We start from the raw sequence: 22,037 nt of genomic DNA on the forward strand, positions 1-22,037 counted from the left end.
GTTGTTCTACACCACCCGGGCAGGCGGGGTCAGACACTCAGCACCACCGACGAGCCGTGGCCGAAGAGTCCCTGGTTGGCGGTGACGCCCACGCGGGCACCCTCCACCTGACGACCCTCGGCCTGCCCGCGCAGCTGCCAGGTCACCTCGCAGACCTGCGCGAGCGCCTGCGCCGGGACCGCCTCGCCGAAGCAGGCCAGCCCGCCCGAGGGGTTGACCGGGACCCGGCCGCCGATGGTGGTCTCACCGGCCCGCAGCAGCGCCTCGGCCTCGCCCGGCTTGCACAGGCCGAGGTCCTCCATCCAGTCCAGCTCGAGGGCCGTGGACAGGTCGTAGACCTCGGCCAGGCCGACGTCCTCGGGGCCGATCCCGGCCTCCTCGTACGCCGCGTGCGCGATCGACTCCTTGAACGTCCGCTCCGGGGCGCCGACCACGCCCGCCGAGTCGGTCGAGAGCATCGGCATGTCGAGCACGGTGTTGGGGAAGGACGGCGTCACCGTCGAGACGGCGTCGACACGGACCGGACTCGCGATCCCGTGGCGCCGCGCGTACTCGAGGCTGGTCAGCACGACCGCGGCCGCACCGTCGGAGGTGGCGCAGATGTCGAGCAGGTGCAGCGGGTCGGAGACCACGGCGCTGGCGAGGACGTCCTCGACGGCGACCTCCTTGCGGTAGCGGGCGTTCGGGTTGGCCAGGCCGTGCCGGGCGTTCTTCACCTTCACCCGCGCGAAGTCCTCGGGGGTGGCGCCGTGGAGGTCCATCCGGCGGCGGGCGTACATCGCGAAGTAGGCCGGGTTGGTCATCCCCAGCAGCCGGAACCGCAGCCAGTCGGGGTCGTCCCAACGCTCGCCGGCGTTGGGGGCTAGGAAGCCCTTCGGCGTGGTGTCCGCGCCGACCACCAGCGCCACCTCGCACAGCCCGGCCAGGATCCGGGCCCGGGCGGTGTCGAGGGCTTGCGCACCGGTGGCGCACGCGGCGTACGACGTCGCGACGCGGGCGCCGTTCCAGCCCAGGGCCTGGGCGAAGGTCGCGCCGGCGACGTAGCCGGCGTAGCCGTTGCGGACCGTCTCGCCGCCGACGACGAGGTCGACGTCGGTCCAGGGGATGCCCGCGTCGGCGAGGGCGGCGCGGGCGGCGTGCACGCCGTAGGAGACGAAGCTGCGGCCCCACTTGCCCCAGGGGTGCATGCCGACGCCGAGGACCGCGACGCTCACTGGTCCGCCTCCTCGCCGAGCTCGACAACGGGCTTCCAGCGCCAGATGGAGTGGCCGGGATCGAGGTCCTCGACCACCAGCTCGACCTCGGCGCCGACGTGGAGGTGCTGCACGCCGTAGCCCTCGGCGACCTGGCCGAGCACGACCAGCCCCTCGGGCAGCTCGACCGCGGCGAGCGCGAACGGCTCGAACGGGTCGGCGGCGACGTAGGGAGGCGGGGGCTGGTACTGCGCGTCGGTGTAGGACCAGACGGTGCCGTGACGGGACAGCCTCACGTCCTCGAACGACTCGCCGTCGCAGGCGGGGTTGCGGCAGAAGCCCTGCGGCCCGGTCGGCGGGAAGGCCACGTTGCCGCAGGTCGTGCACTGCGACCCGACCAGCGCGGGGTCGGGTCCGGTCTTGAACCAGCCCTCGATCGCGGGCGTCGCGGCCATGTCGCCTCCAAACTAGAACGTGTTCTCATCCTAGCCGACCGAACGACACCACGAAGTCCTCGATCAGGCAGCCGAACGGCGTCGTCGGGCGACTTCGGTGTGTTGCTGGGCAAGGGCGACCGCCGCCACCAGCACCTCGCCCACGAAATTGGGGTCGTGCATCACGTCCTCCCGGCGCGGCACCGACCTCACCGCCCAGCCGTGGTGGAGCGCCGCGCTGGTCACGGACAGCACGCCACCCAGGGCGGCGGCCGCGCGCACACCCGCGTCAGCATCGGGCAGTGCGTAGCGACCTCGGGCGAGCCGGAGCACGTCACCTGCCGCCACCACACGGTCCAGCTCGGACCGGGTGACGAGTCGCAGGAGGGTGCCGCGCGTCGCGACACCACCCAGCTCCTGCAGCCACTCCACCACCGTCATGCCCGCCAGCGTTCCCGCTCGGGACTCACCGAATCCGGTCGTCCACAGGCCCCCGGACACACCGAACCCCCTGATCGGAAGCCGTGAGGCCGCCCGATCCGGGGGTTCGGTGTGTCGACAGGTCTAGCCGCGGGCGAGGTAGGCCAGCAGGTCCTGGCGGGTCAGGACGCCGACGGGCTTGCCGTCCTCGTGGACGAGCACGGCGTCGGCCGACTCGAGCATCTTCACGGCCGCCGAGGCGGGCTCGGTGGAGCCGATCGTCGGCAAGGCCGGCGACATGTGCTCCTCGACCGGGTCGGTCAGGCGCGCGGTGCCGGCGAAGAGCGCGTCGAGCAGGGTGCGCTCGGAGACCGAGCCGGCCACCTCGGCTGCCACGATCGGCGGCTCGGCGCGGACGACCGGCATCTGCGAGACGCCGTACTCCTGCAGGATGTGCACGGCCTCGGCGATGGTCTCCGACGGGTGCGTGTGGACGAGGTCGGGCAGCCGCCCGTCCTTGCCGCGCAGCACGTCGCCGACGCTGCGCGGGTCCTGCTCGGCGCCCTCGACCGGGAAGCCGTACTGCGCCAGCCACTCGTCGTTGAAGACCTTGGTGAGGTAGCCGCGGCCGGAGTCGGGCAGCAGGACGACGATGACGGCGTCCTTGCCCTCCGGGGTGCCGGCGAGCTCGAGGGCCAGCTGCTTCGCGGCGTACGCCGCCATGCCGGACGAGCCGCCGACGAGCAGCGCCTCCTCGCGGGCCAGGCGCCGGGTGAAGGCGAAGGAGTCGGCGTCCGAGACCTCGATGATCCGGTCGGCGACGGTCTTGTCGTAGGTGGTGGGCCAGAAGTCCTCGCCCACGCCCTCGACGAGGTAGGGGCGGCCGGTGCCGCCGGAGTAGACCGAGCCGGCCGGGTCGGCGCCGATCACCTGGATCGCGGGGTTCTGCTCCTTGAGGTAGCGGCCGATGCCGCTGATGGTGCCGCCGGTGCCGACTCCGCAGACGAAGTGGGTGATCTTGCCCTCGGTCTGCGCCCAGATCTCCGGACCGGTGGTCTCGTAGTGGGAGCGCGGGTTGTGCGGGTTGGAGTACTGGTCGGGCTTCCACGCGCCGGGCTGCCTGGAGAGCCGGTCGGACACGTTGTAGTAGGAGTCCGGGTGCTCGGGCGCGACGGCGGTCGGGCAGACCACGACCTCGGCGCCGTAGGCCTTGAGGACGTTGCGCTTGTCCTCGGAGACCTTGTCGGGGCACACGAAGATGCACTTGTAGCCCTTGGCCTGGGCGACCATCGCGAGCCCGACACCGGTGTTGCCGGAGGTCGGCTCGACGATCGTGCCGCCTGGCTGGAGCTCACCCGAGGCCTCGGCGGCCTCGATCATGCGCTCGGCGATGCGGTCCTTCACGGAGCCGCCGGGGTTGAGGTACTCGACCTTGGCCAGCAGCAGCGGCCCGTGGCCCTCGGCCGAGTCGTCGAAGGAGGGTCCGTCGGGGGTGGAGAGGGACCGGGACAGCCTCAGCAGCGGGGTGTTGCCGATGAGGTCGAGGAGTGAGTTCACGTACTGCACCCCGCCAATCTATGACTCCCGACCACCAACCCCGCAAACCTCGCGGCGCGCCCCGCATCCGTAGAGTGAGCCCGTGGGGAAAGCCGGAGCAGCCCGCAAGCTCGCGTCCGCTGCCGCCTATGGCGGCGGCGGACTCTCACTGCTGGGCGGAAGCCTGTACGCCGTCCTGACCGCCGAGGCCAGGCTCGCCCGCAAGACCATCGGCGAGCTGCGCGCGGACCCGCCGCCGGACGCGACCGGGTGGTACGGCCGCGGCCGCCCCGGCCCGGCCATCAAGGTGGCGCTGCTGGGCGACTCCAGCGCGGCCGGCTACGGCGTCGACCGGGTCGAGGACACGCCGGGCTCGCTGCTGGCGAGCTCGATCGCGGAGCGCGCCGACCGGCGGGTCTACCTGCGCGAGTTCGCCGTCGTCGGCGCCCGCTCGGCAGACCTCGCCGCCCAGATCGACCGCACCCTGCCGATCGAGCCGGACCTCGCGGTGATCCTCATCGGCGCCAACGACGTCACCCACCAGGTCCTGCCCTCCCAGTCGGTGCGCCAGCTGGCCGAGGGCGTACGCCGCCTGCGCGAGGCCGGTGTCGCGGTGCTGGTCGGCACCTGCCCGGACCTCGGCACCATCAAGCCGATCGCTCCCCCGCTCAAGCAGGTCGCCCGCGCCTGGTCGCGCCGGCTGGCCGCGGCCCAGACGATCGCGGTCGTCGAGCAGGGCGGCCGGACCGTGTCGGTCGGCTCGATCCTCGGCCCGGAGTTCGACGCCGCCCCGGCCCTGCTGTTCGGGCCCGACCAGTTCCACCCGTCCGCGGAGGGCTACCGCTCGCTCGTGACCGTCCTGCTGCCCTCGTCGCTGGCCGCGCTCGGCGTGATCGCCGAGGACGAGGTGCGGCCCGAGGCGTTCCGCGGCGAGGGGATCATGCCGGTCGTGGCCGCCGCGATCCAGGCCGTCCGCAACCCCGGCACCGAGCTGGACGGCACCGAGGTGGCCGGTGCGCGCCGCGGCGTACGCGGCATGTGGGTGGAGCTGCGACACCGTCGCCGGCACCCGCACACCGAGGGCTCCGCGCCGGACGCCGAGGACCCGCACGACGACGTGCAGGCCGACGACACCTCGGTCCAGGCATGACACAGGGCCCCGGGCGACTGCCCGGGGCCCTGTGTCGTACAGCTCGGTGGTCGAGCCTGCCGAGACTAGTTGTCGCTGAAGATCGCGAGCAGGCGCAGCAGGTTGGTGTAGATCCAGACCAGGCTGACCGTCATCGCGAACGCGGCACGCCACGACTCGCGCTCCGGGATGCCGTTGCGGATGCCCTGCTCGACGAAGTCGAAGTCCATGACGAGCATGAAGACACCGAGCACCAGGCCGGCGATCGCGGTCAGCAGGCCGAGGCCGCCGAAGCCGAAGAGGCCGAGCTGGGCGCCGAAGAAGCCGAGCACCATCTCCATGAGCGAGAGGCCGACCATGCCGAAGACGGCGGCCATCACGAACATGCGGAACTTGTTGCCGACCTTGATGTCGAAGACCTTGTACGCCGCGAGCGTGCCCGCGAACGCAGCGAAGGTGCCGATCACGGCGCCGGAGACGACGTTGCCGCCGAACTGGGCGTCGAAGACCTTGCTGAGGCCGCCGAGGGCGACACCCTCCAGGGCGCAGAACGCCAGCACCAGCGCGGGGCTGATGACGCGCTTGAACGAGTTGACCATCGACAGGACGAAGGCGCCGAGGCTGCCGATCGTCACGGCGGCGTAGAGGCCGCTGAGGTCGGCGGCGGTGGTGGCCGTCGTGATGGCCGGGGTCATGATCCAGGTCGCGAGTGCGGCCACGATGACGACGCCGAGCGAGAGACCGGTCTTCTGGACGACCGTGTCGATCGTCATCGGGCCGGTGGAGACCGGGGTCTGGGTGCCGGGCGTGCCGGTGCCCCACGTGGACGGGTCGGAGTAGCCGGCCTGCCCGTAGCCCGGGTAGGCCTGGCCGTTGCCGGCGTAGGTCTGGTTGCCGTAGGCGTTCGCGCCGGGGCGATTGAACTCCTCCGAGCGGCGGAACACCGGGTTGTTGCTCTGCATTGGTCTCTCCTTGGAGGCCGGGATGATCTGCCCAGTCTAGGCAGGCTCACCGGTTCCAACGCCCGGCCCGGGCCCCTCGTTCCCCGGTGGGACAGGATTTTGGCAGGTTCTCAGGTTATCCGGCCCCTGCGAGTGCCCCCGGTGGGACTCGAACCCACACTCGGTCGCTTTTAAGGCGACTTCCTCTGCCGATTGGGATACGGGGGCGGGGGGACGTCATACGGAGTGGTCGCCGGGGCGACCGCGTCGTACGACGTCCGGTCATAAGTAGGTCTTGCGCGCGTGGATCGCGTGCGCCCCGGCCGCCCGGTCGAGGAAGAGCAGCCCCTGACAGTGGTCCATCTCGTGCTGCAGCGCCTTGGCCTCGAAGGCGTCGGTGGTCACGGTGACCTCCTCGCCCGTGCCGGGCAGCTGGCCGCGGACGACGATCCGGGTCGCGCGCTTCACGTCGCCGGTGAAGTCCGGGACGCTCATGCACCCCTCGCGGGCCTTCTCGTTGCGGCTGGCCTCCACCACCTCAGCGTTGCACAGCACGAAGGTCCCGTGGTGGGTGCGCGTCTTGGGGTGCTCGGACACGTCGACGCAGAACAGCTGCGCGCCGACCCCGACCTGGGGTGCGGCGAGGCCGACGCAGCCGGGGCTGACGCGCATGGTGGCGACCAGGTCGGCGGCGAGCTGGACGGTCTCGGGGCTGGCGGGGTCGACCGGCTCACCCGGGGTGGACAGGACCGTCGCCGGGGCGCGCACGACGTCGAGCAGCCGGCCCTCGACGCCCAGCTCGTCGACGGACCACGCGAGGACGCGGTTCACAGGTCGTCGGCCTCCGCCTCGCGCAGCGTCGCGCCGACGCCGAGCGTGGTGGCGACCGCCTTGATGGCGGCCTCGACGGCGGGTACGTCGATCCCGGCCGGGAAGTCGATCTCCGCGATCAGGAGGTAGAGGTCGCCGGCGAGCCGGGTGGTCAGGTCCGTGATGTTGCCGCCGACCCGGGCCACCTCGGTGACGATCGAGGACACGATCCCCGGCCGGTCGCCGCCGTGGACGGTCAGCACCCACGAGCTGCCGGGCGTGCTGTCCGCGTGCTCCTCGGGGACCTCACGGACGGTGACGGTGAGGGTGCCGTCGGCTGCCAGCGGGGCCAGCGCGGCCTCGATCGCGCCGCCCTCGGCGTCGCCGGCGCACACCAGGGTCATCGCGAAGTGGCCGCGCAGCAGCGTCATCGAGGAGTCCTCGAGGTTGAGGCCGAGCTCGGCCAGCCTCCCCGTCGTCTCGGCGATGATGCCGGGACGGTCGTGGCCGAGGACGGTGATGGCGTGCAGGTGCGTGGTCACCCGGGCATTCTCGCAGCGGCCGCCGCCCGGCCGAGCACGTCGTCCAGCATCGGCTCGGTCAGCTTGCCCGTGAAGGTGTTCTGCTGGCTGGGGTGGTAGCTGCCGAGCAGCAGCACGCCCCTGTCCCTCACGCGCAGGCGCGCCTCGGCGCCGTGGCCGAACCGCGGCTTGGGCGTCGGGACGTCCCAGCCGGCGCGGCGTACGGCCCGCAGTGCCGCATCCCACCCGAACGAGCCCAGCGCCACCACGACGCGGACGTGCTCCTCCACCAGGGCCAGCTCGGCGTCGAGCCAGGGCGCGCAGGTGTCGCGCTCCTCGGTGGTCGGCTTGTTGAGCGGCGGCGCGCACCGCACCGCCGCCACCATGCGGGTGTCGACGAGCCGCTGCCCGTCGCCCGCGTGCTCGCTGGTCGCCTGGGTCGCCAGCCCGACCCGGTGGAGGCTCGCGAACAGCCAGTCCCCCGACCGGTCGCCGGTGAAGATCCGCCCCGTCCGGTTGCCGCCGTGCGCCGCCGGCGCCAGGCCGACGACGAGAACCCGTGGCGTGGCCGATCCCCATCCCGCGATCGGGCGCCCCCAGTAGGGCTGGTCGGCGTACGACGCCCGCTTGTCGGCGGCGACCTCCTCGCGCCACGCCACCAGCCGCGGGCACGCCCGGCAGACGCTCACCTGGGCATCCAGGTCGGCCAGCGGGGTTGCCGTTTGGTCCCCAACGGCATGTCCCGGGGCCGATTTCATGCCGTTGGGGACCAAACGGCATGCCAGACCCTGCACGTCGGAGGGGGTGCGGGCGACGGGGGTGGCGGCCGATGCCGGGTCGCCGGGCCAGCCCGTGCCGGGCGGGACGGGCGAGGGGAACGGCCGGCCGGTCAGCGGGTGCGGCAGGTCGGTCACCGGGTCATCGTGCCGGACCGGTCAGGGGGTCGGCGAGACGGACGCCTCGCGGCGTACCTTGTCGGCCGCGGTCGAGACCGCCTCGGACGCCTTCTCCTTCGCCACGTCGGCGACCGCGGCGGCCTGAGCGGCCACCGCGTCCTGCGCCTGGTGGGCCACCGACCGGACACGCGGGTCACGGGCGACGCGGCGTGCACCCGCGGCGATCTGCTCGTAGCGCTGACGTCCGGCGCGGGTCCCGAGGACGTAGCCGGCGCTCGCGGCCAGCAGGAGGGGCAGCTTCTTCATGGTGGTCTCCTTCGTGAGTGGGTCAGCGGGTCCGGCGCCAGATGACCAGGCCGACGGCGCCGACGAGTGCGGCGGCCCCGACGGCCAGGATCGGCCGGTTCTTCGGGTCCTTCACGGCCGCTCCGGCCCGGGACTTCACGTCCAGGCGGGCGTGCAGCTCGCTCACGGTCGCGGCGAGCTCCTCGCGCTGCTGCGCGATCTCGGCCTCGATCTGCTCGGGGGTCTGTCCGTTCATGCCCGGCCTCCCTTGATGACCGAGACGTCCTCGCGTACGCCGGCGAGGGCGCGCTCGGGGGCCGGCGGGGTCGCCGCGGCGACCTCGTTCCTGCCCGCCAGCGCGGCACCCAGGGCGGCGACCAGGAGGACACCGGCCACGATCAGGCCGCTCGCCCACAGCGGCAGCACCAGTGCCAGCGCGATGACGGCGGTGGCGACCAGGGTGGCCACGCCGAAGAAGGCCAGCAGCCCGGCGCCGGTGAACATGCCGATGCCGATCCCGGCCCTCCGGCCCTTCTGGGCCAGCTCGGCCTGGGCCAGCCGGAGCTCGCTGCGGACCAGCTCGGGGACCTGCTCGGAGAGTCGGTGCACGAGCGCACCGAGCGGTTCGTCGGACGGATGAGTCGTGGGTTCGCTCATGTCCGGCCCGTGCCCGATCGACTCGGGGACAAACGGGTGCGCCGCGTCACGACACGAGCGACCAGGCGATCCCGTCGAGGATGTCGGACTCGGAGACGACCAGCGACGGCACGGAGGCGCGGGCCAGCACGCGCGACAGGATCAGCGCCCCGGCGTCGATCACGTCGGCGCGGCCGGGGTGCATCCAGGGCAGCGCGAGCCGCTCCTCCACGGTCATGCTGACCAGGCGCGACACCAGCGCGTGCACGTCCTCGACGGCCAGGACCTGCTGGTCGATCGCCTCGCGGTCGTACGCCGGCAGGTCGAGCACGCCGGCCGCCACCGTCGTCACGGTGCCGGCCACCCCGACGACCGTCGCGGCACCCGCGGGCGGGACGGGGCAGGCGTCGAGGTGGGCGTCGATGTCGGCGACGCAGGCCGCGACCTCGGCGGCGGTCGGGGGGTCGGAGTGGAGGTGCCGCTCGTGCAGCCGCACCGACCCGATGTCCATGGAGTGGGCCGCGGCGGGCGAGGACGACCCCAGGATCAGCTCGGTCGACCCGCCGCCGATGTCGACGACGAGCACGGGAGCGGCGGGCGGCGAGGCCAGGTTGCGCACGGCGCCGTCGAAGGACAGCGCGGCCTCCTCCGCACCGGACAGCACCTCGGGCCACACCCCCAGCCGGGCGTGCACGCCCGCGGCGAAGACCGACGCGTTGGCCGAGTCGCGGGTCGCCGAGGTGGCGCAGAAGCGCACGCGGGAGGGCGGGACGCCGTGCGCGGCGATGAGGACGGCGTACTCGTCGATCGCCGCGAACGTCCGCGCCAGCGCCTCGTCGGCGAGCCGGCCCGTCTTGTCGACGCCCTGGCCCAGCCGCACCATCCGCGACTCGCGCACGGCGACGTCGGGCAGGGTGCCGATCAGCAGCTTGATGGTGTTGGTGCCGCAGTCGATCGCGGCCAGGGGGCCGGTCACGCGTCCGGGGTGGCGGTCACGCAGGGGCCCGAGGACCACCAGTCGCCGAGCGCCTCGAGCACCTCGTCGCCGAGCGGGTTGACGCCCGGCCCTTGGGCCAGCGACTGCCCGGCGAGGACGTGCAGGCACTTCACGCGGTCGGGCATGCCGCCGGCGGAGATGCCCTCGATCTCCGGCACCTCGAGACCCGCCTCGGAAGCGATCGCAGCGCGCGCCTCGAGGTAGCGCTCGTGGGCGGCGCGGTAGGCCGCGGCCAACTCCGGGTCGGTCCCGAGCCGGTCCTGCATCTCCTTCATCACCCCGCCACCCTCGAGGGTGCCGATGCGCGAGGCCGCGCGCGGGCAGGTCAGGTAGTAGGTCGTGGGGAACGGCGTGCCGTTGGGGAGGCGCGGCTCGGTGGTGACAACGTCGGGGTTGCCGCAGGGACAGCGGTGCCCGACCTCGTGGATGGCCCGCGGCTCCCGGCCCAGCTGGGCGGCGATCGCCGCTTCGTCGGCCGGGTCGATCACTGGTGGTTCACTCCTTCGTGCCGTCGATCTCGGAGACCGGCGGGGCTTGCGGCTTGGGCGGGACCCCGGCGAGCGTGACGGAGTTCCACTCCTGGGTCCACCAGGCGGTGGGGGCCTTGCGGTCGACGGTCGCGGGGTCGGTGAGCGAGGTCTGGCTCTCCAGCGGCTTGCCGTCGGCCCCGAGGACGACGTACGACGTCTCGCCGGGCATCAGGTAGCCGAAGCGCTCGCGGGCCTGGGCCTGGACGTAGGCCGGGTCGTGCCAGCGGCGCTTCTCCCGCTCGAGGGCGTCGATGCTCGTCTCGCGCTGCGCGATCTGGGCCTTCAGGTCCTGGATGTGCGAGCGCTGCTGGACGTAGGCCCGCATCGAGGAGGCGTAGGAGACGGTCAGCACCGCGAGCACCAGGACCAGGATCGCGGCCCGGCCGGTCAGCCGCGGCCGGCGGCCCTCCGGGCCGGCGCTGCCCGGGGTGGGTGCGGCAGCGGCCCGGGCCCGCGGGTTGCCCCGCTGGCCCGGTCGCCTGCTGCCTCCGGGTCCACCCCGGCTCGTCCGTCGCTGTTCCGCCACGGGAGAAGTCTCCCCCGATCAGGACCGATAACGCGGGAAGGCGCTCGCACCGGCGTAGCGCGCCGCGTCGCCGAGCTCGTCCTCGATGCGCAGGAGCTGGTTGTACTTCGCGACGCGGTCCGACCGGGCCGGTGCGCCGGTCTTGATCTGGCCGCAGTTGGTGGCGACCGCGAGGTCGGCGATCGTGGTGTCCTCGGTCTCGCCGGAGCGGTGGCTCATCATGTTGCGGAAGCCGGCGCGGTGCGCGAGCTCGACCGCGTCGAGGGTCTCGGTGAGCGAGCCGATCTGGTTGACCTTGACCAGCATGGCGTTGGCCTGGCCGCCGTCGATGCCGCGCTGCAGCCGCTCGACGTTGGTGACGAACAGGTCGTCGCCCACGATCTGGGTGCGGCTGCCGAGCTGGTCGGTGATGGCCTTCCAGCCAGCCCAGTCGTCCTCGTCGAGCGGGTCCTCGATGGAGACGATGGGGTAGGACCCGACCAGGTCGGCGTAGTAGGCGGTCATCTCCTCGGCCGACTTGGTGCCGCCCTCGAAGGCGTAGGACCCGTCCTTGAAGAACTCGGAGGCCGCCACGTCCATGGCCAGCGCGATGTCGCGGCCGAGGGTGAGGCCCGCGGCCTGCACGGCCTCGGCGATCAGGTCGAGCGCGGCCCGGTTGGAGTCGAGGTTGGGCGCGAAGCCGCCCTCGTCGCCGAGGCCGGTGGAGAGGCCCTTCTTCTTCAGCACCGACTTGAGCGCGTGGTAGACCTCCGCGCCCTGGCGCAGCGCCTCGCGGAAGGTGGGGGCGCCGATCGGCGCGATCATGAACTCCTGGATGTCCACGTTGGAGTCGGCGTGCGAGCCGCCGTTGAGGATGTTCATCATCGGCACCGGCAGCAGGTGGGCGTTGGGGCCACCGACGTAGCGGTAGAGCGGCAGGCCGGCCGAGTCGGCGGCGGCCCGGGCGACGGCGAGCGAGACACCGAGGATCGCGTTGGCGCCGAGGTTGGCCTTGTTGGGCGTGCCGTCCAGCTCGAGCATCGTCTGGTCGATGAGGCGCTGGTCGTCGGCGGCGAGGCCCTCGACGGCCGGGGCGATCGTCGTGATGACGCCCTCGACGGCCTTCTGGACGCCCTTGCCGAGGTAGCGGTCGCCCCCGTCACGCAGCTCGACCGCCTCGAAGGCGCCGGTGGAGGCGCCGCTGGGGACCATGGCGCGCGCGAACGCGCCGTCGTCGAGGAGCACCTCGACCTCGACAGTGGGGTTGCCGCGCGAGTCGAGGATCTCGCGGGCGCCGACAGCTTCGATGGATGCCACGGGTTGCTCCTGGGTCGAGGGGGCGCCCAGGGGGTGCTCTGGGCGGGGCTCAGCCTAGCCCCGCGGTCCCCCGGCGGTGCCGGGCCCCGGGAGCAGGCTCATGGACTGGTCAGTAACCGGCGTACGGCGTCGCGCAGCGCCTGCTCCGGGTCGGTGCCGGTCGTGCGCGCCTCGGCCACGAGGGCGAGCAACCGGTCGCCGAGGTCACCGGGCTCGGTGGTCGAGCCTGCCGAGACCCCCCTCCGCTCGAGCCGGTCGAGCACCTTGTCGGCGTAGAGCAGGGCGGGCAGCGTGGGCGAGATCCCGTCGGTGAGGGCGGCGCCGGGCTTCTCGGCCGCCTTGACGGCCTGCCAGGCGTCGTTGACGTCGGCCGCGTCCATGGTGGCGGCGGCCCCCCGATCGGCAGCGTCCCCGAAGACGTGCGGGTTGCGGCGCCGCATCTTCTCGGTGATCCCGCGCGCCACGTCGTCGATCGTGAAGGCACCGGACTCCTCGCCGATGACGGCGTGGAAGTAGACCTGCAGCAGCAGGTCGCCGAGCTCCTCCTCGAGGTGCGCCCAGTCACCCGACGCGGCGCCGGCGTCGATCGCGTCGAGGGTCTCGTGGGTCTCCTCGAGCAGGTAGCGCGCCAGCGACCGGTGGGTCTGCTCGCGCTTCCAGGCGCACTCGGCCCGAAGCCGGCGCATCACCTCGAGGAACTCCAGCAGGGGCTCCCCCGAGGCCGGCACCGGCGCGGGCACGCGAGCCTGCTCAGCCGCCGCAGCGGTGGGCGTCGGGCAGCCCGGCGGCGTAGGTCTGGTCGGGCTGCTCGGCCTGGCCGTTCTTGGCGGAGTCGCCGACGGCGAAGGAGATGCTGGTGTCGGCCTGGACGGCCTGGCCGTCCTTGATCTCCATGCCGAACTGCGGGTCGATCTGCACGTCGTGGGCGTCCATCCACTCCACGAACGCCTGCGTGCCGACCTGGTCGGCCTTGGCGGTGGAGTAGTGCTTGCCCTCCTGGGCGGCCTGCTGGTCGCCGATCGCCTCCTGGATGGCGTCGATGTAGGTGCCGGCCGACTCCACCGCGATCACGGCGTCCTGCTGCTCCTGCGGGAGGGTGCTGACGGCGGCCTGGAGGCTGGCGACCTTCTGGTCGTACTGCTCGCCGGCCTCGACGCCGTACTGCTCGGCGATCTGCTTCGCCGCGGCCACCGTGGCCAGCAGCCCGGCGACCCCGCCACGCAGGAAGTGCTGGGGCAGCACCTGCTTGCTCTGCGCCAGCTGGCTCTCGATCGCGGAGCAGTAGTTGCTCGCCGTCGTGTCCACGTCGGCCACGGTCACGGTCTCGTCGCCCACCTGGGCGGCGATGCCGGGGTGGAAGCTGGTGCCGGCGACGCCGCACCCGGACGTCGTGCCCACGAACACCAGCGACACAGCGGCCAGGACGATCTGGCGGGTCTTGCTCACGACGACTTCTCCTCGGTCAGGGCACCTTGCTCGGGGGCTGGTCCGTGGGTGGATCGATGATGGCGTCGATCACACCGCGGGCCCATTCAAGCAGGGCCACCCCCGTGATCGGATGACCCCCGACCACTGCCGTCTGCGGGCGCGGCACGAGGATCGTGTCGAGCTGCGTCTTCACGATCGACCGGGGGTACATCCGGTTGAGGCGTACGACGCGCGAATCGGGCAGGCTGACCGGCGCGAACCGGACGTTCTTGCCCGCGATCGTCACCTCCCCGACCCCGGCCTGGCGGGCCCGGGCCCGGAAGCGGGCCACGAGCAGCAGCGAGGAGACCTCCTGCGGCGGCTCGCCGTAGCGGTCGAGCAGCTCCTCGTTGATGAGGTCGACGTCGTCGTCGGAGCGGACCTCGGCCAGGCGCTTGTACATCTCGAGGCGAAGCCGCTCGCTGGGGATGTAGTCGTGGGGCAGGTGGGCGTCGACGGGCAGCTCGATGCGGACCTCCCTCATGTCGTCCGCGCTCGGGCCGTCCGTCCCCTTGAACTCGTTGACGGCCTCGCCGACCAGCCGGACGTAGAGGTCGAAGCCGACGTCGGCGATGTGCCCGGACTGCTCGCCGCCGAGCAGGTTGCCGGCGCCGCGGATCTCGAGGTCCTTCATCGCGATCGCCATGCCGCCGCCGAGGTCGGAGTGCTGGGCGAGGGTGGCGAGCCGCTCGTGGGCGGTCTCGGTCAGCGGCTTCTCGGCCGGGTAGAGGAAGTAGGCGTAGGCCCGCTCCCGGGACCGGCCGACCCGGCCCCGCAGCTGGTGCAGCTGGGAGAGGCCGAGGGTGTCGGAGCGCTCGATGATCATCGTGTTGGCGTTGGAGACGTCGAGCCCGGACTCGACGATGGTCGTGCAGACCAGGACGTCGAAGCGCTTCTCCCAGAAGTCCAGCATCACCTGCTCGAGCTGGTGCTCCCCCATCTGGCCGTGGGCGGTGGCGACGCGGGCCTCGGGGACGAGCTCCTTGATCCGCGCGGCGGACTTCTCGATCGACTGGACGCGGTTGTGGATGAAGAAGACCTGGCCCTCGCGGAGCAGCTCGCGGCGGATCGCCGCGATGACCTGGCGGTCCTCGTAGGCGCCGACGTAGGTCAGGACCGGGTGTCGCTCCTCCGGCGGGGTCGTGATCGTGGACATCTCGCGGATCCCGGTGATCGCCATCTCGAGCGTGCGCGGGATCGGCGTCGCGGACATCGACAGCACGTCGACGGAGGTGCGGAGCCGCTTCATCTGCTCCTTGTGCTCGACGCCGAAGCGCTGCTCCTCGTCGACGATGATCAGGCCGAGGTCCTTCATCCGGATGTCCGGGTTGAGCAGCCGGTGCGTGCCCACCACGACGTCGACGGTGCCGTCGGCGAGGCCGGCGATGACCTCCTTCGCCTCCTTGTCGGTCTGGAAGCGGCTCAGCCCCCGGAGGTTGACCGGGAACCCGCTCATCCGCTCGGTGAACGTCGAGAGGTGCTGGGTGACCAGCAGGGTCGTGGGCACGAGGACGACCACCTGCTTGCCGTCCTGGACGGCCTTGAAGGCCGCGCGCACGGCGATCTCGGTCTTGCCGTAGCCCACGTCGCCGCAGACCAGCCGGTCCATCGGCATGGTGCGCATCATGTCGCCCTTGACCTCGTCGACCGTGGTGAGCTGGTCGGGGGTCTCGTGGAAGGGGAACGCGTCCTCGAGCTCGCGCTGCCACGGGGTGTCCGGTCCGAAGGCGTGGCCCTTCGTCGCGGCGCGGGCGGCGTAGAGCTTGATCAGCTCGGCCGCGATCTCGCGGACCGCCTTGCGGGCCTTGTTCTTGCGCTTGGTCCAGTCACCGCCGCCGAGCCGGTCGAGCGAGGGCGACTCCCCGCCGACGTAGCGCGTGACCTGGTCGAGGGCGTCGGCCGGGACGTAGAGCCGGTCGGGCGGGCCACCGCGCTTGGAGGCGCCGTACTCGAGGACGAGGTACTCGCGCGTCGCGCCGCCCACCTCGCGCTGCTTCATCTCCACGAAGCGACCGACACCGTGCTGCTCGTGGACGACGAAGTCGCCGCCCTTGAGCTCGAGCGGGTCGATCTGCTTCTTGCGTCGGGCCGGCATCTTCCGCATGTCGCGGGTGGAGGACTTCTGGCCCGAGATGTCCTCGCCGGTCAGGACGGCGAGCCGTCGCTCCTCGTCGACGAACCCGTGCACCATCGCGCCGCAGGTGACCGTGACCAGGCCCGTCGGCAGCTCGCCGTCGACGTCGTCGACCAGCCGGGCCGCGACGTCGCGCTCGCCCAGCGCCTCGACCAGCCGCTGGGCCGGCCCGTGGCCCGGGTGGACCACCGCGACGCGGTAGCCGTCCCTGACCCAGCCGGCGATGTCGGCGATCGCGCGCTCGACGTCGCCGCGGTAGGCCTCGGCAGGCTTCGCGGAGAGCGCGCGGCTGGCCACCGCGCCCACCAGCACGTCGACATCGACGCTCACGACCTCGCCGAGCGAGTCGCGCAGCGGCCCGGCCTCGGTGGTCGAGACCTCGTCGAGCCCGAACGGGCTCATCGTCCACCAGGGCTTGTGCTGGTCGAGGGAGTGCTCGCGCACGTCGCCGATCGAGCGGTAGGACGCGGCGCCGAGGTCGATCGGGGCGGTCCCGCCGCCCGCGGCGGCGGCCCAGCTCGCGCCGAGGAACTCCTCGCTCGTCGCGACCAGGTCGTGGGCCCGGCTGCGCGCCCGCTCGGGGTCGAGCACCAGCACGTGGGTCTCGGCGGGCATCAGGTCGACGAGCAGCTCCATCTCGTCGACGAGGACCGGCGCGAGGGACTCCATGCCCTCGACCGCGATGCCCTGCGAGATCTTGTCGGTCAGCTCCAGCAGCTGCGGGTGGGCCTCGCCCAGCTCCCAGGCCCGGCGGCGCACGTCGTCGGTGAGCAGCAGCTCGCGGCACGGCGGCGCCCACAGCCGCTCGACCTTCTCCAGCGTGCGCTGGTCGGCCACCGAGAAGGTCCGGATCTCCTCGACGTCGTCGCCCCACATCTCGACCCGGAGCGGGTGCTCCTCGGTCGGCGGGAAGACGTCGATGATGCCGCCGCGCACGGCGAACTCGCCGCGCTTCTCCACCAGGTCGACGCGCGTGTAGGCCGCATCGGCGAGGCGGCGTACGACGTCGTCGAGGGGGGCCGTGTCGCCGGGTGACAGCTCGACGGGCTCCAGGTCGCCCAGGCCCTTGACCTGCGGCTGGAGCACGGAGCGGACCGGGGCGACGACGACCTTCAGCGGGCCGTTGCTGGCGTCGGTGCCGGGGTGGCAGAGGCGGCGCAGCACCGCGAGCCGTCGCCCGACGGTGTCCGAGCGCGGGCTGAGCCGCTCGTGCGGCAGCGTCTCCCAGCTCGGGTAGTAGCCGACCTCGGCCGGGTCGAGCAGGTCGCCCAGCGAGCCGACCAGGTCCTCGGCCTCCCGGGCGGTCGCGGTCACCGCCAGGACGGTGCGGCCGGCCCGGACCAGGCCCGCCACGACGAAGGGGCGGAGGGCCTCGGGGCCCGTCAGGTCCAGGGCGCGTACGGCGCCACCGCGCGCGTCCTCGACCGCCTGGGCGAGCGCGGGGTCGGACAGGGTGGCATCGGCGAGGCCGGCGAGGTGCACGGGTGCTCCTGGGAGGTCCGGGTGAGGTTGCGAGGCAACACGAGAGCCCCCGGTCCGTCGGGACAGGGGGTGTCCGACCAGTGTACGAAGCCCCACCGACGGGCCCGGTCGAGGCGCTCACCTGTCTTGGGTATTCGCCTCCTGTAGCCGGTCGGGGCACCCCGGCCGCTGCCTAACTTGGCGTTGTCGACGGGGGCACGCGACACCGCGGTCAGACCCCCACTCACCGAGAGCTGATGCCCGTGACGCGCTTCCTCGTCGTCGCCGGGACCGGCACCGGAGCCGCCGCGCTCGCCGTCCTGCTGATGGCCGTGACGGCGCCCACGATCCTGTCCGCAAGCCCCACCCAGCCCGCCCACACCCAGACCCCCGGGCGCTCGGCCGCCGCGCGTCCCGAGCGCGCGGCGGTCGAGTCCGGAGCCACACCCGGGCAGCACCGCGACGCCGGCACGCGAGCGGGCACGCGCGCCGCCGCACCGGGCCCGACACCGGCCCCGACACCCGCATCGCCGACCGGCCACCCCTCCGGCGGGCAGCGTGACGAGACCGCGCCGACCGACGACCCCGTGACCTCGCGCCTGCCGCGCACCGGCCGACCGACCCTCACCCTCCGGCAGCTGCTCCGGCACGCGATGCCGGGCTCGGCCATCACCACCAGCAGCGTGTCGCCCTCGGACGGTGTGCTGCAGGTGGCCCTGACCGCCAGCACGTCGCGCCGCCCCGCGGCGGTGCTCCGCTGGTGGCGGATCCATCTCGCGCGGCTCGGCCTCCACGAGGTCCGCACCCGCGCCGTCGCGGGCTCGGAGGCCGCGGCGTTCCACCTCGGCCGCTCGTCGGCCACCGTGACCGTGACCCGGCCAGGAGGCGCACGGGAGACGACGTACTCCGTCTTCGCCACCCTGTCCGACCGAAAGACCTGACGATCGTGTACGTGTCCGTACGCGACCGTCCGGCCACGGGAGCCGCCCGCCCCCCTGTCCCCGGGAAGAGGCGGGTGGCTCCCATCGTGGTCACCCTCGGCCTGGTCAGCCTGCTCACCGACGTCTCCTCGGAGTCGGTGGCGGCGATCCTGCCGCTCTACCTGACGGCGACCGTCGGCCTCTCGACCGTGGCCTACGGGTTCGTCGACGGCATCTACCAGGGCGTCAGCTCCCTGGTCCGGGTCGTCGGCGGCTTCGCGGCCGATCGCGGCGGCCACCCCAAGTGGGTCGCCCTCGCCGGCTACCTCATCTCCTGCGTGTCCCGGTTCGTGCTGCTCCTCGCGACCGGCCTCGGCGCGATCTCCGCGGTGATCGCCGCGGACCGGATCGGCAAGGGCCTGCGGACCGCGCCGCGGGACGCGATGATCGCGGCGGCCAGCCCGCCCGACCAGCTCGGCCGCGCCTTCGGGGTCCACCGGACGCTCGACACGATCGGCGCCGTCCTGGGGCCGCTGGTCGCCTTCTCCCTGCTGTGGTGGATCCCCGACGGCTTCCACGCCGTGCTGCTGGTCTCCTTCGGCTTCGCCGTGCTGGGCGTCGCCCTGCTCGGCCTGCTCGTCTCCGACCGCGAGACGCGGGTGCGCGAGCACGCGACCCGCGAGCCCTTCCACTGGCGGGCACTCGCCGACCCGCGGCTGACCCGGCTCCTCGTGGTGGCCGGCGGCCTCGCCCTGCTGACGGTCGGTGACGGCTTCGTCTACCTCGCACTCCTGGACCGGGGCGGCTTCGCGACGCACTGGTTCCCGCTGATGTACGTCGGCACCAACATCGCCTACCTCGCCCTCGCCGTGCCCCTGGGTCGGCTCGCCGACCGGGTCGGCCGGGCCCGGGTGGTCGTGGGCGGTCACGTCGCCCTCGCCGCGGCGTACCTCGTCGTGGCGGCGCCGATGACCACCACCACCTCCACGCTGGCGGCGCTGGCGCTGCTCGGGACGTTCTACGCCGCCACCGACGGCGTCGTCGCGGCCCTGGCCGGCGGGATCGTCGATCCCGGTGCCCGGGCCAGCGGGATCGCCGCCGCCCAGTCGACGGTCGCGGTGGCACGGATGGCCTCCTCGGCCGGCTTCGGGATCCTGTGGTTCGCGCTGGGTCCGGCCACGGCCCTCGTCGTCGTCGCCACCGTGCTCGGCGCCGCCCTGCCGGCCGCCCACTTCGCCCTGCGCGGCCTCGACCGGCCCCTCCTCACGGGAGCGACCCCGTGAGCCCCGTCCTGCGCCGGATCCTGAGCCCCAACGGCCGTGCCGTCGCGTTCATCGCCGTGGCCCTCGCCGTCGTCGGCACGGTGGCGGCCTACGTCCTCGGTGACGCCGCGCGCTACCACTCGCTGCACACGGCGGCGCCGGTCGTCGCGAGCGTGCCCGAGGGCCGGATCGCCGACGGCCCACGCATCGTCTTCCGGCACACCGGGGTGGACAGCAAGTACGGCGTCGTGGCGATGGTCGCGCTCGACGACCCGGGCGGCCCCCGGGCCTTCACCGACCTGGCGTGCGACCGCATCGACGCGACCAGCACCGGCGCCTCGTGCCTGCAGACCAAGCGGGGCGTGGTGACCCGCTACGACCTCCTCGAGCTGGACCGGCACTGGAAGGTGACCGACAAGATCGCCCTGCCCGGCCTCCCGAGCCGGACCCGGCTGTCGCCCGACGGGTCGCTGGTGGCGACCACGACCTTCGTGGCCGGCCACTCCTACATGCAGACCGGCTTCTCGACCAGCACCGAGATCCGGCACGTCGACGGCCGCAGCTACGGCGACCTCGAGAAGTTCCACCTCCTGATCGACGGCCACGACAGCCAGCCGGCGGACCGCAACATCTGGGGCGTCACCTTCGTCGACGACCGGACCTTCTACGCCACCGTCGCGACGGGGGGCCGCACCTACCTCGTCCGCGGCGACCTGCCCAGCCGCACCCTGCGCACGCTGCGCACGAACGCCGAGTGCCCCTCGGTCTCCCCCGACGGCACCCGCGTCGCCTACAAGGTGCGAGCCCCGGGGTCCGGGCTGCCGCACTGGTCGATCGCCGTGCTCGACCTCGTCACCAACCACGAGCAGGTGCTGCGCCGGGAGACGGCCAGCGTCGACGACCAGGTCGAGTGGCTCGACGACGACACCCTCCTCTACGGGCTGGCGCGCGAGCACGAGCCCGGCGTGACCGACGTGTGGCGCATCGACGCCCGCGCCAACGCCCGTCCGCACCTGCTCATCGAGCAGGCCTGGTCACCGGCGGTGGTGCGGCGATGACCCGGTCCCCGATGTCGGTGATATCGGGTCGGCATCCCGGTGGGGACGGGCTTCGGCAATCGAGGCTGATGGCATGGCTGTGAGACCCCATGCACTGATCGTCGTGCAGAACCTCCCCGTGCCGCTGGACCGTCGGGTCTGGCTGGAGTGCCGGGCCCTCACGGCGCGCGGGTTCGACGTCAGCGTGATCTGCCCCAAGGGTCCCGGCGATCCCGCCCGCGAGACGATCGAGGGAGTCCGCATCTACAAGTACCGCCCGGCTCCCCAGGCGTCCGGCGTGCTCGGCTACCTGCTCGAGTTCGTCTACTCGTGGGTCCGCACCGCCCTGCTCTCGCGCCGCGTGTGGCGGCGCAGCCCCTTCCAGGTGCTCCAGGCCTGCAACCCGCCGGACACCTACTGGCTGCTCGCCCGGATGTGGCAGCGCCGCGGCGTACGGTTCGTCTTCGACCAGCACGACCTGAATCCCGAGCTGTTCCTCTCCCGGTTCGGGCGACCCACGGGCCTGGGCGGGCGGCTGCAGCTCGGCGGGCTGCGCTGGCTCGAGCGGATGACCTACCGGACCGCCGACCACGTGATCTCGACCAACGAGTCCTACAAGCGGATCGCGATCGAGCGTGGCGGGCTGGACCCGGCCGACGTGACCGTGGTGCGCAGCGGGCCGGACACCCGCACCATGCGCCCGGTCCTGGCCGAGCGGGGCGCCGCCCGCAAGCAGCGGCACTCACTGGTCTACCTCGGCATCATGGGGCCCCAGGACGGGGTCGAGACGATCCTCGAGGTGATGCACGAGCTGGTGCACGTCCGCGGCCGGACCGACGTGGAGGCCACCCTGCTCGGCTTCGGCGACTGCCTCAAGGACCTCCAGCGCCGCAGCGTGGAGCTCGGCCTGGAGGACCTGGTCACCTTCACCGGGCGCGCGGACGCCGGCATGATCGCCGAGCACCTGAGCGCCGCCGAGATCGGCCTGTGCCCCGACCTGAAGACGCCCCTCAACGACGTGTCGACGATGAACAAGACGATGGAGTACATGGCCTACGCGCTGCCCTCGGTCTCCTTCGACCTGGTCGAGACCCGGGTCTCGGGCGAGGACTCCTGCCTCTACGTCCCCTCCGGGGACGTCGGCGCGTTCACCGACGCGGTGGAGAGGTTGCTCGACGACGTGGAGCTCCGCGTCGAGATGGGCGTGCGGGCCCGCAGACGGGTCTGCGAGGTGCTCGACTGGCGCCCCCAGGCGGAGGCGTACGTCGGGGTGCACGACCGGATGGCGGGCCGCACCGACAACGACATCATGCTGTCGGCGGACCTGTCGCCGGCGGGTGCCGACGGCCACGGCCACGTCTATGCCGACCTCGAGTCGGAGGAGTCGCTCCGCAAGTTCGTCGCCGACCGGGACCCGTTCCTCGGCCACGACGCGGTGGCGTCCTGACACCCTGAGCTCGACCCCGACACGGGCGACCCCATAGCGGACGCCTGCCTCCATACCGACGGATGTCGGACAGTCGTCGGGTATTTCCCCGGCATCCGTGCCTCTCGGCGCGACTGCGGTGATCTGGGCTACAGCCCGGTTTGCCGCCATGCCCTCCTG

23 protein-coding genes and 1 tRNA gene are annotated in these 22,037 nt (G+C 72.8%); 5 read left to right on the top strand and 19 right to left on the bottom strand.

All coding sequences use genetic code 11. The features are described 5' to 3' along the window. Positions 1-29: 29 nt before the first annotated feature. The 4 genes from EJF31_RS16355 to EJF31_RS16370 all read right to left on the bottom strand — a co-directional run bounded on the left by EJF31_RS16355 (position 30) and on the right by EJF31_RS16370 (position 3,613). Complete coding sequence (locus tag EJF31_RS16355; protein ID WP_125038195.1) at positions 30-1,214, bottom strand: lipid-transfer protein; 1,185 nt, start codon at positions 1,212-1,214, stop codon at positions 30-32. After that, a complete protein-coding gene (locus EJF31_RS16360; protein WP_125038196.1) occupies positions 1,211-1,648 on the bottom strand; it encodes a Zn-ribbon domain-containing OB-fold protein in 438 nt (145 codons plus the stop codon). Before EJF31_RS16360 ends, EJF31_RS16355 begins: the two co-directional genes overlap by 4 nt. Positions 1,649-1,711: 63 nt before the next feature. Continuing rightward, entirely contained in the window at positions 1,712-2,068 is a 357-nt protein-coding gene (locus EJF31_RS16365; protein WP_125038197.1) for a hypothetical protein, read from the bottom strand. A gap of 123 nt (positions 2,069-2,191) precedes the next feature. Continuing rightward, complete coding sequence (locus EJF31_RS16370; RefSeq protein ID WP_125038198.1) at positions 2,192-3,613, bottom strand: cystathionine beta-synthase; 1,422 nt, start codon at positions 3,611-3,613, stop codon at positions 2,192-2,194. Between the two features lie 73 nt (positions 3,614-3,686). Between EJF31_RS16370 and EJF31_RS16375 the strand changes: the two genes are divergently transcribed. Next, positions 3,687-4,733, top strand: a complete 1,047-nt coding sequence (locus EJF31_RS16375) for an SGNH/GDSL hydrolase family protein (protein ID WP_125038199.1) — start codon at positions 3,687-3,689, stop codon at positions 4,731-4,733. Positions 4,734-4,798: 65 nt separating this feature from the next. Here EJF31_RS16375 and EJF31_RS16380 read toward each other — a convergent pair whose 3' ends face one another. The 15 genes from EJF31_RS16380 to mfd form a co-directional block, all read right to left on the bottom strand. Next, entirely contained in the window at positions 4,799-5,674 is an 876-nt protein-coding gene (locus tag EJF31_RS16380; protein ID WP_125038200.1) for a Bax inhibitor-1/YccA family protein, read from the bottom strand. Between the two features lie 133 nt (positions 5,675-5,807). Next, positions 5,808-5,881: transfer RNA gene (locus EJF31_RS16385), tRNA-Leu, on the bottom strand. A gap of 54 nt (positions 5,882-5,935) precedes the next feature. Next, positions 5,936-6,484, bottom strand: coding sequence for a peptide deformylase (gene def / locus EJF31_RS16390; RefSeq protein WP_125038201.1), 549 nt, complete (start codon positions 6,482-6,484; stop codon positions 5,936-5,938). Then, on the bottom strand, positions 6,481-7,005 hold the full coding sequence (locus EJF31_RS16395; RefSeq protein ID WP_125038202.1) for a glycine cleavage system protein R: 525 nt from the start codon (positions 7,003-7,005) through the stop codon (positions 6,481-6,483). Before EJF31_RS16395 ends, def begins: the two co-directional genes overlap by 4 nt. Then, complete coding sequence (locus tag EJF31_RS16400; RefSeq protein WP_125038203.1) at positions 7,002-7,898, bottom strand: uracil-DNA glycosylase; 897 nt, start codon at positions 7,896-7,898, stop codon at positions 7,002-7,004. The genes EJF31_RS16395 and EJF31_RS16400 overlap by 4 nt, the downstream gene beginning before the upstream one ends. Before the next feature lie 21 nt (positions 7,899-7,919). Continuing rightward, a complete protein-coding gene (locus EJF31_RS16405; protein ID WP_125038204.1) occupies positions 7,920-8,186 on the bottom strand; it encodes a hypothetical protein in 267 nt (88 codons plus the stop codon). A 22-nt stretch (positions 8,187-8,208) separates the two neighbouring features. Then, complete coding sequence (locus tag EJF31_RS16410) at positions 8,209-8,421, bottom strand: DUF3618 domain-containing protein (protein ID WP_125038205.1); 213 nt, start codon at positions 8,419-8,421, stop codon at positions 8,209-8,211. After that, a complete protein-coding gene (locus EJF31_RS16415) occupies positions 8,418-8,822 on the bottom strand; it encodes a phage holin family protein (protein WP_125038206.1) in 405 nt (134 codons plus the stop codon). Before EJF31_RS16415 ends, EJF31_RS16410 begins: the two co-directional genes overlap by 4 nt. Before the next feature lie 46 nt (positions 8,823-8,868). Further along, the gene (locus tag EJF31_RS16420; protein WP_125038207.1) at positions 8,869-9,777 is read right to left on the bottom strand and encodes a Ppx/GppA phosphatase family protein; all 909 of its coding nucleotides are present in this window, start codon (positions 9,775-9,777) and stop codon (positions 8,869-8,871) included. Next, the gene (locus EJF31_RS16425; RefSeq protein ID WP_125038208.1) at positions 9,774-10,286 is read right to left on the bottom strand and encodes a DUF501 domain-containing protein; all 513 of its coding nucleotides are present in this window, start codon (positions 10,284-10,286) and stop codon (positions 9,774-9,776) included. Before EJF31_RS16425 ends, EJF31_RS16420 begins: the two co-directional genes overlap by 4 nt. Before the next feature lie 7 nt (positions 10,287-10,293). Further along, positions 10,294-10,854, bottom strand: coding sequence for a septum formation initiator family protein (locus EJF31_RS22410; RefSeq protein ID WP_260430911.1), 561 nt, complete (start codon positions 10,852-10,854; stop codon positions 10,294-10,296). An 18-nt stretch (positions 10,855-10,872) separates the two neighbouring features. After that, complete coding sequence (gene eno / locus EJF31_RS16435) at positions 10,873-12,150, bottom strand: phosphopyruvate hydratase (protein ID WP_125038209.1); 1,278 nt, start codon at positions 12,148-12,150, stop codon at positions 10,873-10,875. A gap of 98 nt (positions 12,151-12,248) precedes the next feature. Next, positions 12,249-12,890 carry a MazG nucleotide pyrophosphohydrolase domain-containing protein gene (locus tag EJF31_RS16440; RefSeq protein WP_260430912.1) on the bottom strand — a complete coding sequence of 214 codons (642 nt, stop codon included), beginning with the start codon at positions 12,888-12,890 and terminating at the stop codon, positions 12,249-12,251. Positions 12,891-12,900: 10 nt separating this feature from the next. Beyond that, positions 12,901-13,596 (bottom strand): hypothetical protein, encoded by a 696-nt coding sequence (locus EJF31_RS16445; RefSeq protein WP_125038210.1) that lies wholly within the window; start codon positions 13,594-13,596, stop codon positions 12,901-12,903. 16 nt (positions 13,597-13,612) lie between these two features. Continuing rightward, positions 13,613-17,233 (bottom strand): transcription-repair coupling factor, encoded by a 3,621-nt coding sequence (mfd, locus tag EJF31_RS16450; RefSeq protein ID WP_125038211.1) that lies wholly within the window; start codon positions 17,231-17,233, stop codon positions 13,613-13,615. Positions 17,234-17,469: 236 nt separating this feature from the next. Here mfd and EJF31_RS16455 point away from each other — a divergent pair, with 236 nt between their 5' ends. The 4 genes from EJF31_RS16455 to EJF31_RS16470 all read left to right on the top strand — a co-directional run bounded on the left by EJF31_RS16455 (position 17,470) and on the right by EJF31_RS16470 (position 21,878). Continuing rightward, positions 17,470-18,153: a hypothetical protein gene (locus EJF31_RS16455; RefSeq protein ID WP_125038212.1), complete on the top strand. Its 684-nt coding sequence runs from the start codon at positions 17,470-17,472 to the stop codon at positions 18,151-18,153. Between the two features lie 74 nt (positions 18,154-18,227). Continuing rightward, on the top strand, positions 18,228-19,415 hold the full coding sequence (locus EJF31_RS16460) for an MFS transporter (protein WP_260430913.1): 1,188 nt from the start codon (positions 18,228-18,230) through the stop codon (positions 19,413-19,415). Next, the gene (locus EJF31_RS16465) at positions 19,412-20,452 is read left to right on the top strand and encodes a PD40 domain-containing protein (RefSeq protein ID WP_125038214.1); all 1,041 of its coding nucleotides are present in this window, start codon (positions 19,412-19,414) and stop codon (positions 20,450-20,452) included. The genes EJF31_RS16460 and EJF31_RS16465 overlap by 4 nt, the downstream gene beginning before the upstream one ends. 73 nt (positions 20,453-20,525) lie before the next feature. Further along, positions 20,526-21,878: a glycosyltransferase family 4 protein gene (locus tag EJF31_RS16470; RefSeq protein WP_125038215.1), complete on the top strand. Its 1,353-nt coding sequence runs from the start codon at positions 20,526-20,528 to the stop codon at positions 21,876-21,878. The last annotated feature ends 159 nt before the right edge of the window (positions 21,879-22,037 follow it).

The sequence above is a fragment of the Nocardioides sp. LS1 genome (assembly GCF_003865225.1).
Classification (GTDB): Bacteria; Actinomycetota; Actinomycetes; order Propionibacteriales; family Nocardioidaceae; genus Nocardioides; species Nocardioides ginsengisegetis.